Here is a 10,728-nt window from a genome sequence, read left to right on the forward strand (position 1 = left end):
CGTGCTGCCGTTCTGGAGCATGTTTCCGAAAGCGCAGATGCAATTTCGGATAATATTATGGCTCTGGCACCCCAAAAGGGTGATGGTGCGGCGCGTTTTTGGATTGACCCTTTAAGATCGTATGATTGAAATAAAAGGGAGGGCCCGGCAAAGCTGCAGCGCATATGCGCTACGATTTGACCGGCATGGGTTGTCTGGGGCCATCGGGAAAAACGGGGCCTCACCAAAGGAGAAAAAGAATGAACCTCAAGCTTCTTTCCAGCGTAGCCTTTGCCGCTACTCTCGGTTTTGCCAGCGCTGCTTATGCAGATATTACGATTGGCGTTGTCGCACCACTCACAGGTCCGGTTGCCGCCTATGGCGACCAGGTCAAGAAGGGTGCGGAAACCGCTGTTGAAGTCATCAACAAGAATGGTGGTATCAAAGGCGAAAAGATCGTTCTGAAATTTGCCGACGATGCCGGTGAGCCAAAACAGGGCGTTTCTGCGGCAAACCAGCTTGTTGGTGATGGCATCAAGTTCGTCGTCGGCCCGGTCACGACCGGCGTCGCGATCCCTGTTTCCGACGTTTTTGCGGAAAACGGCGTTCTTATGGTTACGCCAACTGCAACCGGTCCTGATCTGACGTCGCGCGGCTTGGAAAACGTGTTCCGCACCTGCGGTCGCGATGATCAGCAGGCCGATGTCATGGCCGCCTACTTCCTGAAAAACTTCAAGGACAAGAAGGTCGCCATCGTTCACGACAAGGGCGCATATGGTAAGGGTCTCGCAGATTCCTTCAAGGCTGCAATCAACAAGGATGGTATCACCGAAGTTCAATACGATTCCGTCACCCCCGGCGATAAAGATTTCAGTGCTCTGGTATCCAAGCTGAAAGCCGCTGGTACGGAGATCGTTTATTTCGGCGGTTATCATGGTGAAGGCGGCCTTCTGGCCCGTCAGATGCATGATGCAGGTTTGAATGCCCTGATTCTTGGCGGTGAAGGTCTGTCCAACACCGAGTTCTGGGCGATTGGTCAGAAGAATGCTGAAGGCACACTCTTCACCAATGCTGTTGATGCAACGAAGAATCCAGCTTCCAAGGAAGCCGTTGATGCGCTGACAGCCAAGAACATTCCGGTTGAAGCATTCACCATGAACGCTTTTGCCGCTGTTCAGGTGCTTGCAGACGGTATTGAACGCGCTGGTACGACGGAAGATACCGCAGCTGTTGCCGCAGCACTTCGCGATGGCAAGCCAATCGAAACGGTTATTGGTAAGCTGACCTATGGCGAAACGGGTGATCTTTCATCGCCAAGTTTTGACGTTTTCAAATGGGAAGACGGCAAGATCGTTGGTCTTGATTGATCAGCCATTTGCAATTGACGAAAACGCCGGGGATCAAACCCCGGCGTTTTTGTTTTGCGAATAACAGTTGAGGCTTTTTATGAGCTGGGAAAACCAAGCTCTGCTTCGATGGCTTCAAAAGTGTCATCCATGGCACGGGTCGGGCTGAACGGAAGTGCGAAGTGACCGTAGGCGATCGACATCTGTCCTTCGGCTTTGCGCTCGCCGCCTTTGGCAACCGCAGCAATGTAAAGGGCAGCGGCAAGCCCGGTTCTGTCCGATCCTGCTTTGCAATGAAGAAGCACTGGCTTTTCCGCTTGCTGCATCAAAGCAATGAGCGCGCGTGTTTGCTCTTTGCTGAGTTGTTTGCGCGATGACATCGCATAATCTGCGTGTTGAATTCCAAGCGCTGTAGACGCTGCAACTTCGTCATCATACCATTTCGAACCCGGCTCTGCGCCACGCAGATTGATAATCGTTTTGATGCCATAAAGCGTCTTCAGCTGTGCAATACGCGATGGATCAGGCTGATTGGAGCGATAGGCTTGCCCTGCGATGATGGTGTGGACATTGCCTTTATACTGAATTGTTACCAAATAGCCACCAAGAAAACTCCCGCCAATCAACACACTCAGAACAAGTATCCTGACAAAACCAAGCGAAAAAAGCGCATGTTTTTTGAGGGAGTGCATAATTGCTCCTTAGTAGAGGTTTCTAATGTGATATAAATTTACTTTTTTTACTTGAATTCCCTCTCTTATATAGTACGATTGCGACATAATGTTGAAAAGTGTAATTTTATATTTCGTTGCGTAGTGTTTTCCAAGGTTGACACGACTGAGCTTGCCGGAAGAGTGAGAGCGTCCTCCCGGACTGCAATTTCATCTCGAACGGCTGATAATGGTAAGCTTCGGTTAACCATAGTGGTTTAGTTTATTTGTATCAAAATGGGGCATTTAGCGGAGCAGGTTTGATGCAGCGCTATAGATTTGACGACAAAAAAGTTTTGATCGAAGCCATAGTCGAACTTCTTAACAGAGGTGTCGAGCCGGATGAACTTGATCTGGTACTCAGCCGGATTGGTCCGGTGGATCTCGATCTGATGCGGCAATGTTTGATTGAGGTCTGGAACTATAATCATCCGGAACCTGTACAAACACCGATGGCAGCTTGATCAAAGCGCATCCCGAAAAGGGAGAATGCGTTTTCGGACAGAACACGCGTGAGCGCGCGTTGGGTTTTCGCGTGTTGTGATCGCAAGGAGCTCTGGCAAAGGTTAACACGTGGCCTATGGGCGACCGATGGGCCTATATGCTGGGCATTGCGCTTTCAGGTTATTCTTTTCGGGCTTTTGATGGATTTCTGAAGACTGTCACAATCCTGAAATGCAACAATGCTAAATCTAAATTCGTATCGGGAATTCATTCGGTGATGCGACCACGGATGTAATGGCGCAAACCGAATGAAAGCGGAAGGTCGGGTTCATCCCGGCCTTTTTCGTTTTGCAGCCCGAAGGAAACACTTCACAGCTGCCGGATCTGGAACTAGTCTTGCGCAGCGTTTCGTGAGGAGGCAATCAATGATACGCCATATCGTTCTTATTCGGTTCAGATCGGATGTCGAACCCGCGCAGATAAAAGCCGCTCTTGATCAGGTGGTTGCTTTGCGGGGCAAAATCGACGGCATCGTTGCGATTACAGCGGGTAAAAATAACAGTCCCGAAGCGCTCGAAAAGGGATTTAAGCACGGCTTTGTTGTCGATTTTACCGATGCAGCGGCGCGCGATGCCTATCTTCCTCATCCTGATCACGTGGTCGTTGGCGGAAAGCTTGTCGAACTGGCCGAAAATGGTCTCGATGGTATTCTTGTGTTTGACTATCATTGTTAAAACAGAAGTCCTCCGACCCCCATTTTTCCCAGATCGTCTGAATCAAGCCTCACACCCGCCATCAAGCGATCCAGTATCCAGTCGAGGCTGTTTTCGCGCGCACTGCGTGCGGATCCGGGCGCGACAATAATATATTTCTCCCCAAGCTTTGCCAGAACCAGAAGATTGCCCGGATCAATCGGCATACCAATACGCAAAATCTCGCCACCCGAAGCGAGAATTGCGCGCGCGACAATGTCCGCTTCATCTGCGATGGAAGAGGCGCTGACTATGAGGATGAGATCGCACGCATGCCGGAGTTCACTGATTGCCCGCATGAGCGCATCTTGCGCATGAACCACGCGGTGTTCAGCCCCCACTGATCCGTGATTATGCTCAATGCGCATGGAAATGAGCTTGCGTGTTTTGTCGAGGACTGAATCGCGTATGGACGGCAATTGAGACTGGATAATCCCGACCGTCATGGCCTGGAACGGCCTCACATCCAGAATATTTTGCGAGGTTGCTGGCCAGCGCAGGTTTTCAATCAGCTTTGCTGGTATCGCAAAGGGAATGATTTTAACGCTCGCAACCATCTGGCCACGCTGAACGCGGCAGTCATTGCGCAATGTTGCAACGGAAATACGCGGATCAAGCAGGTTTATGGTGTCGATGGCAGTTGCTTGCGCGTGAAACAGACCGTCATGACGGGCAAACAGATTGATACGCCCTGTAACGGGCTTTCCCGCTTCTATATTCTCTGAAATGAGCAAATTTCCGACGGCAAGCGCTGCTTCATCTTCCCTGATGTCGTCGTCTTCGAGGCGTGCTGCAAAGACATGCGTGATGCCTTGTTTTTGCAAAATATCGAGATGGTCGCGGGTTAAAACGGTGCCTTTACGAAAGCTGTGTGCACCTGACGTGATTGCATAGGCAAGCATTGCCCCTTCAGTTTGTTCAATCGGCCAGTTCCCAAATATCATGTGTTTTCCGTCAAAGCATTTCCAGCAAAAGTGCGCAGCGGTTTTGCGTAGGATAATGCGTAGCGCAAAAGATCATTTCCAGCAAAAGTGCGCAGCGGTTTTGCGTGGGATAATGCGTGAGTAAAAGATCATTTCCAGCAAAAGTGCGCAGCGGTTTTGCGTAGGATAATGCGTGAGTAAAAGATCATTTCCAGCAAAAGTGCGCAGCGGTTTTGCGTAGGATAATGCGTAGCGCAAAAGATCATTTCCAGCAAAACTGCGCAGCGTGCAGGCCGTAAAGTGCGACCAGAGGATCCTTTGTGATCCCGCTATGATGCTTTGGCTCCTGTGTAAAACAAAAAGAATGCGCGCTCTGGCGATGATAATGGTCGGGGATACTTCCAGATCATGGGCCTGCAAGTTGAATTGGTATTATTAAAAGCGATTCGCGAATCGATCTGCGTTGAGTGAATGGCAAAATTTATGGAGTTATTTTAAAACTTGTGTTATTGGCAATATTGTCAGCTGTTAAATGTTGTTATGATTAAGTTGCATTATATAAAATAATCTACATTAGTATTGTTTAATCCTCATGAATTCTTTTGTGTGGTATCTTTGTTTAAGGTTCAGTTACGGTCAGTTTAACGCTGGGTATCGTCTTGAATTTTTTGATTTTAACTTGTAGAGAGCCGCCGACGGGAATTGGGTTTGTCCAGTTTGATTCCGGATGGGTCGATTATGACTCACAAAGCATATGCAGCCGCGACATTTCGATCCAGTACATTTTCAGTCTGGCGCGTGACAAACAGCTTTATTCGTTATAACGGTACCTTTGAAATTTTCAGAACTTACCGAAATCTAGGAAATGACGAATGCACCAGAGCTGAAGTTCTGTGTGCAGGATGGAAAGACAAATGAAACACGGCACCCCCCGGACGATCATTTCGTTCGCCGTCTTGGCCCTCACGGCGTTCCTCGCCGGCTGCGAGAACCAGGTTCTGCTCTCTCCGAAAGGAGAGATCGGTTTGGCGGAACGCGACCTCATCTATTTTGCGACTGGCCTTATGCTGCTGGTCGTGCTTCCGGTCATTGGCATGACGCTCTATTTCGCCTGGAAGTACCGCTCCACCAACGAAAAGGCAGAATATCTGCCGGACTGGCATCATTCCAACAAGATTGAAGCGGCTGTCTGGCTTATTCCTGTCGTTATTATCGTTTTGCTTGGCACTGTGACATGGATATCAACGCATAAGCTTGACCCTTACCGTCCGCTTGTCTCAGACGTGAAGCCGGTCAATGTTGAAGTTGTCGCGCTGGACTGGAAATGGCTGTTCATTTACCCGGATCTGGGTGTTGCATCGGTCAATGAAATGGCGATGCCGGTTGATGTTCCTGTGAACTTCAAGCTGACATCCAGCAGCATTATGAATTCCTTCTTTATTCCGCAGCTTGGCAGCCAGGTTTACACCATGCCGAGCATGCAGACGCAGCTGCACCTGATTGCAAATCATGAGGGCGTGTTTGACGGCATTTCCGCTAATTATAGCGGTCAGGGCTTTGCCCAGATGCGCTTTAAGGCGCACTCGCTTGATCAGGCCGGTTTTGACAAGTGGGTTGCCGATGCCAAGGCGTCCGGTCAGGAACTGACGCGTGAGCGTTATGCTTCGCTGGTTCAGCCAAGCGAGAAGGCTCCGGTTCAGTTCTTTGCCTATAATGACAAAGCGCTGTTTCATAATATTGTGAACCGCTGCTGGGATGGCAAATCGGTTTGTCTTGATGATCTGATGCATCAGGAACAGATGGTGCGTGAAGCCCGTGCAGATCTGCGCAAGTCTTCGCCCGTCGATTTCAGCCAGTGGGCAAATGACATTCTTTGTCTGACTCAGCCGCAGCGTATGACGCAGCTTGAAAACTGATTTGCCTATGTAGCTGGCCCCGGGCATTTCATCCGGGGCTTGAGCTGCTGATCGCACTCCAATCGAAGTAAGAATAGAAATGTTCGGAAAACTTACGCTCGAAGCGATTCCCTATCACGAGCCTATCATCATGGTCACACTGACCGCGATAGCTGGTGGGGCGCTCGCTATTCTCGCAGCCATTACCTACTATAAGAAGTGGGGCGTTCTGTGGAGCGACTGGCTGACCTCTGTCGATCACAAACGTATCGGCATTATGTACATTATTCTGGCTTTCGTGATGCTGTTCCGCGGCTTCTCGGACGCTGTTATGATGCGCGCGCAGCAGGCAATCGCCTCCGGCGCCAATGAAGGCTTCCTGCCGCCGCACCACTATGATCAGATCTTCACCGCGCATGGCGTGATCATGATCTTCTTCGTCGCGATGCCTTTCATTGTTGGCCTGATGAACTTTGCCGTACCGCTTCAGATCGGTGCGCGCGACGTGGCTTTCCCATACCTCAACTCGTTGAGCTTCTGGCTCACGGTTGCCGGTGCCATCCTGGTTAACATTTCGCTTGGTATCGGCGAATTCGCAAAGACCGGCTGGCTGGCTTATCCGCCGCTTTCAGGTCTTGAGTTCAGCCCGGATGTCGGGGTGGATTATTATATCTGGGCCTTGCAGATTTCCGGTATGGGGACGCTGCTTTCGGGCGTGAACCTCATCACCACCATCATCAAGATGCGTGCGCCGGGCATGGGTATGATGCAGGTTCCGGTTTTCACCTGGACCGCACTCTGCTCCAACGTTCTGATCGTGGCTGCGTTCCCGATCCTGACTGTGACGCTGGCACTGCTGTCGCTTGACCGTTATCTGGATTTCCACTTCTTCACCAATGATGCTGGTGGCAATCCGATGATGTATGTGAACCTGATTTGGATCTGGGGTCACCCGGAAGTCTATATTCTGGTTCTGCCGTGCTTCGGCGTTTTCTCCGAAATCATTGCCACTTTCTCCGGCAAGCGCCTGTTTGGCTATGCGTCGATGGTTTATGCGACCGTTGCCATTACCATTCTGTCGTTCCTCGTCTGGGTGCATCACTTCTTCACCATGGGTGGCGGTGCAAGCGTCAATGCCTTCTTCGGCGTTGCGACCATGATCATCTCGATCCCGACAGGTGCAAAAGTCTTCAACTGGCTTTTCACCATGTATAAGGGGCGCCTGCGCATCGAAACGCCGGTCATGTGGACGCTCGGTTTCATGTGTACCTTTGTTGTTGGTGGTATGACGGGCGTTCTGCTTGCTGTTCCGCCTGCAGATTTCGTGCTGCACAACTCCGTGTTCCTGATCGCCCACTTCCATAACGTGATTATCTCGGGCGTTCTGTTTGGCTGCTTTGCCGGTCTCATCTACTGGTGGCCAAAGGCGTTTGGCTTCAAGCTGCATGAAGGTCTCGGCAAGAAGGCGTTCTGGTGCTGGCTGGTTGGCTTCATCATGGCCTTTATGCCGCTCTACGTGCTCGGCCTGATGGGCATGACACGCCGTCTGAACCATACGGAAAACCCAGCCTGGCATATCTATCTGATCATTGCAGCAGTTGGCGTTGCGATTATTCTTTGCGGTATTGTCTTCCAGGTTCTCCAGATCATGATCTCCATTCGTGATCGTGAAAAGCTGCGCGTCGTCAATGGCGATTCATGGGGCAACGGACGCACGCTCGAATGGTCGATTTCGTCACCTCCACCATTCTACAACTTTGCTGAAGTTGCGCATGTGCGCGATCACGACAGCTGGTGGGATATGAAGCAGAACGGTTATGTGCGCCGCACTGAAAACTTCGCCCGCATTCATATGCCGAAAAACACAGGCACGGGCTTCATCATTGGTATGCTCTGTATTCCTCTGGGCTTTGCGCTGGTGTGGCACATCTGGTGGCTCGCAATTGCTGCAGCTGTTGGTGTTCTGGCTGTCGCCATTGCCCACTCTTTCAACAATGACAGGGACTATTATGTCTCGGCCGATGAAGTACAGCGCGTCGAAGACGCCTATACGCGGCAACTGAATGCTCAGGAGGTCTGATCCATGAGCGCTACCGTTCATACGGCTGCACCATTTACGGGCGGCAACGAGCATCCGGCTCACGAAGATCATCATGATGCAGGGTCGACCACACTGGTCGGCTTCTGGATCTACCTGATGAGTGACTGCGTTCTCTTCTCGGGCCTTTTTGCAACCTACGCCGTTCTGGCGCATCAGTTCGCGGGCGGCCCGACTGGCCGTGAACTGTTCGATCTGCAGTTTGTTCTGACAGAAACGATGATCCTGCTGGCGTCTTCGCTGACTTATGGTCTGGCGACGCTCTCCATGTTCAGGAACAATCGTGCAGGCGTGCTCTTCTGGCTGGGCGTGACTTTTCTGCTCGGCTTCGCGTTTCTTGCGATGGAAATCTATGAGTTCCATCACCTGATCGTTGAAGGTGCAGGTCCAAGCCGCAGCGCATTCCTTTCGGCCTTCTTTGCGCTGGTTGGAACCCACGGTCTGCATATTACCTCGGGCCTCATCTGGATTCTGGTGCTTTCCGCCCAGCTTCTGCGCGATGGCCTGACTGAAAAGAACCGGACGCGCGTGATGTGCTTGAGCCTCTTCTGGCACTTCCTGGACATCATCTGGATTGGCGTCTTTACCCTTGTCTATCTGCTGGGTGTATTGTGATGAGCTCTGGACACGAAACACACGATCAAGCCGCGCATGGCAGCCTGAAGTCGTACCTGATTGGTCTGACACTGGCGATCATCCTCACCATCGTTCCGTTTATGCTGGCAATGAATGGCTACTTCACGCCGGCAACGACCGCAGCGATTGTTATCGGAATGGCCGCCGTTCAGATCGTGGTGCATCTGGTTTACTTCCTGCACCTTGATCCGAAGTCGGAAAATGGCTGGAACATTCTGGCGCTCATTTTCACGGCCATCATTCTGGCGATTGTGCTGGCTGGCTCCATCTGGGTTATGCATCACCTCGATACCAATATGATGCCGATGTATATGACGCCGGGCGATGTGCGTAATCTGCCGTAAGTGAATTTCAGGAGGCTGGCTCGTGCTGGCCTTCTGTCTCCTCTTAACCAGGTCTGACGGCCCGGTTTTGCGGCTTTTTTCCTCCCTCTCCCCCTTAAAAAGCCGCATGGCGCCCCGGTCTTTGCCGGGGCGCTTTTGGTTTGTTTGAGGCAGTTCCCGAAAAAGGGAAGCTGGCTTTCGCAACAGCACGGATGCGAAGGTGAAGACAGAGCATTTCCAGCAAAAGTGCGCAGCGGTTTTGCGGGGGATAATGCGTGAGCAAAAGAGCATTTCCAGCAAAAGTGCGTAGCGGTTTTGCGTGGGATAATGGGTGAGGGAAAACAGACAGGACGTTTCTAACGGATGGCCTTAAAAGGAAATGGGCGCGATGTGCCCTTTAAAGCAAATAATGAATGTATAAAATTTTAGTAAACTTATTATTATGCTGTAATATTCATCGTTCTTTGCATTCAAATAGACGTTATAGTTTGCTAAATATTGGTCACTATTGCTTTTGTCCATAATTTGGGCTATATGATACACAATGGTTTTCTTTGTATTGCATTTCTACAGTTGCATATTTGGAGAATTATCGATGTTTCTATTTAAGAAACGACTTAATAAAAAGCTTGTTCGCGCATTCATTTTTTCGTCTGTACTCTTTGTTCCTGCCGTGGCTTTTGCTGTGCCTGCGACCGTGACTGCGACTGTAAATGTCCGCAGTGGGCCGGGCGTCAATTACGGGCGGCTTGCCGCATTACCGGTTGGCCTCCGGGTGGATGCGGGCCCATGTCGTGGGCGCTGGTGTCAGGTAAACAGCGGTGGTTATCGTGGCTGGGTTTCAGCGCGTTTCATAAGCTTTGGCGGCTATGTGAGGGGGCCAGTCTATCCGAACCGTGCCTATCTTAACCCTGTCGATCCTTATAACGCCTATCCATCGGGATATTATCCTTCCGGTTCAAGCACCACTGTTATCATTGGCGGTGGTGGCTGGGGACCGGGTTACGGCTGGGATCGCGGTTGGACCTCGGGATGGCCTCCCTATTGGGGATGGCGCGGAGGTCACGGCGCATATCCGGGCTGGCGCCATGGCTGGGGACCGAGATACGATCCTTATGCCGGCTCTCACCGGGGATGGAATCCTGCCTGGGGTGTTGGTCCTGCCAGAGGTCCGCACTGGTCAGGGCGAACTGCCCCTTACCGGATTGGGACAGGTGTTCGCCCTCAATTCGGCAATATGCGCCCATATCACTCCGGGCGCTGAACCGGCATAAATGATTTCATATCAGGTCATTTTCCTCCTCCCCTGACCATGACCTGAGACGCGGCCTGCCGGATTCCCTCCCTCCGGCGGGCCGCATTCATTTTATAATGTTAAAACGCGCCATTAACTCTCCATTGACTCAATCTATTCACAATAGGGGATAAATGACTTCGGGCTTTGCAAGGAGGTTTGTGATTCTCGTCTGAGCCCGAAATGTCATACCGCATCTGGGTTGAAGCTTGGTCTTCCCACCACTCTATGCTAATCCCTGAATCGTCCTGGGATTGTGGGGGAGGACGAAGCGCTACCGAGGCGGTCGTCAAGGAGCGCGCATCCCGAAAAGTGTAAAACAGTTTTC

At 51.3% G+C, this 10,728-nt stretch carries 10 protein-coding genes; 8 read left to right on the forward strand and 2 right to left on the reverse strand.

Annotated features, from left to right (window positions below; translation table 11 throughout):
• Positions 1 to 239 precede the first annotated feature (239 nt).
• On the forward strand, positions 240 to 1,346 hold the full coding sequence (locus ABE527_RS00870) for a branched-chain amino acid ABC transporter substrate-binding protein (protein ID WP_265982626.1): 1,107 nt from the start codon (positions 240 to 242) through the stop codon (positions 1,344 to 1,346).
• A gap of 77 nt (positions 1,347 to 1,423) precedes the next feature.
• On the opposite strand, the gene ABE527_RS00875 is transcribed toward ABE527_RS00870, so the two are convergent.
• Complete coding sequence (locus ABE527_RS00875) at positions 1,424 to 2,017, reverse strand: tyrosine-protein phosphatase (protein WP_499693271.1); 594 nt, start codon at positions 2,015 to 2,017, stop codon at positions 1,424 to 1,426.
• A 281-nt stretch (positions 2,018 to 2,298) separates the two neighbouring features.
• Between ABE527_RS00875 and ABE527_RS00880 the strand changes: the two genes are divergently transcribed.
• Both ABE527_RS00880 and ABE527_RS00885 read left to right on the forward strand, forming a co-directional pair.
• Positions 2,299 to 2,499, forward strand: coding sequence for a hypothetical protein (locus tag ABE527_RS00880; RefSeq protein WP_265982628.1), 201 nt, complete (start codon positions 2,299 to 2,301; stop codon positions 2,497 to 2,499).
• 405 nt (positions 2,500 to 2,904) lie between these two features.
• The gene (locus tag ABE527_RS00885) at positions 2,905 to 3,213 is read left to right on the forward strand and encodes a Dabb family protein (RefSeq protein ID WP_265982629.1); all 309 of its coding nucleotides are present in this window, start codon (positions 2,905 to 2,907) and stop codon (positions 3,211 to 3,213) included.
• Here the strand turns inward: ABE527_RS00885 and ABE527_RS00890 are convergent.
• Positions 3,210 to 4,175, reverse strand: coding sequence for a molybdopterin-binding protein (locus tag ABE527_RS00890; RefSeq protein ID WP_499695821.1), 966 nt, complete (start codon positions 4,173 to 4,175; stop codon positions 3,210 to 3,212). The two genes, ABE527_RS00885 and ABE527_RS00890, sit on opposite strands and share 4 nt — an antisense overlap.
• A gap of 893 nt (positions 4,176 to 5,068) precedes the next feature.
• Between ABE527_RS00890 and cyoA the strand changes: the two genes are divergently transcribed.
• From cyoA to ABE527_RS00915, 5 genes are all read left to right on the forward strand, one after another.
• Complete coding sequence (gene cyoA, locus ABE527_RS00895) at positions 5,069 to 6,070, forward strand: ubiquinol oxidase subunit II (protein ID WP_265982631.1); 1,002 nt, start codon at positions 5,069 to 5,071, stop codon at positions 6,068 to 6,070.
• A 79-nt stretch (positions 6,071 to 6,149) separates the two neighbouring features.
• Complete coding sequence (gene cyoB / locus ABE527_RS00900; RefSeq protein ID WP_265982632.1) at positions 6,150 to 8,129, forward strand: cytochrome o ubiquinol oxidase subunit I; 1,980 nt, start codon at positions 6,150 to 6,152, stop codon at positions 8,127 to 8,129.
• Positions 8,130 to 8,132: 3 nt separating this feature from the next.
• Positions 8,133 to 8,762, forward strand: coding sequence for a cytochrome o ubiquinol oxidase subunit III (gene cyoC, locus ABE527_RS00905; protein ID WP_265982633.1), 630 nt, complete (start codon positions 8,133 to 8,135; stop codon positions 8,760 to 8,762).
• Positions 8,762 to 9,127, forward strand: coding sequence for a cytochrome o ubiquinol oxidase subunit IV (gene cyoD, locus ABE527_RS00910; protein ID WP_265982634.1), 366 nt, complete (start codon positions 8,762 to 8,764; stop codon positions 9,125 to 9,127). The genes cyoC and cyoD overlap by 1 nt, the downstream gene beginning before the upstream one ends.
• A 574-nt stretch (positions 9,128 to 9,701) precedes the next feature.
• Positions 9,702 to 10,370: an SH3 domain-containing protein gene (locus ABE527_RS00915; protein ID WP_499695822.1), complete on the forward strand. Its 669-nt coding sequence runs from the start codon at positions 9,702 to 9,704 to the stop codon at positions 10,368 to 10,370.
• Positions 10,371 to 10,728 lie beyond the last annotated feature (358 nt).

Source organism: Brucella sp. TWI432 (assembly GCF_039674445.1).
GTDB classification, from domain to species: Bacteria; Pseudomonadota; Alphaproteobacteria; order Rhizobiales; family Rhizobiaceae; genus Brucella; species Brucella chromiisoli.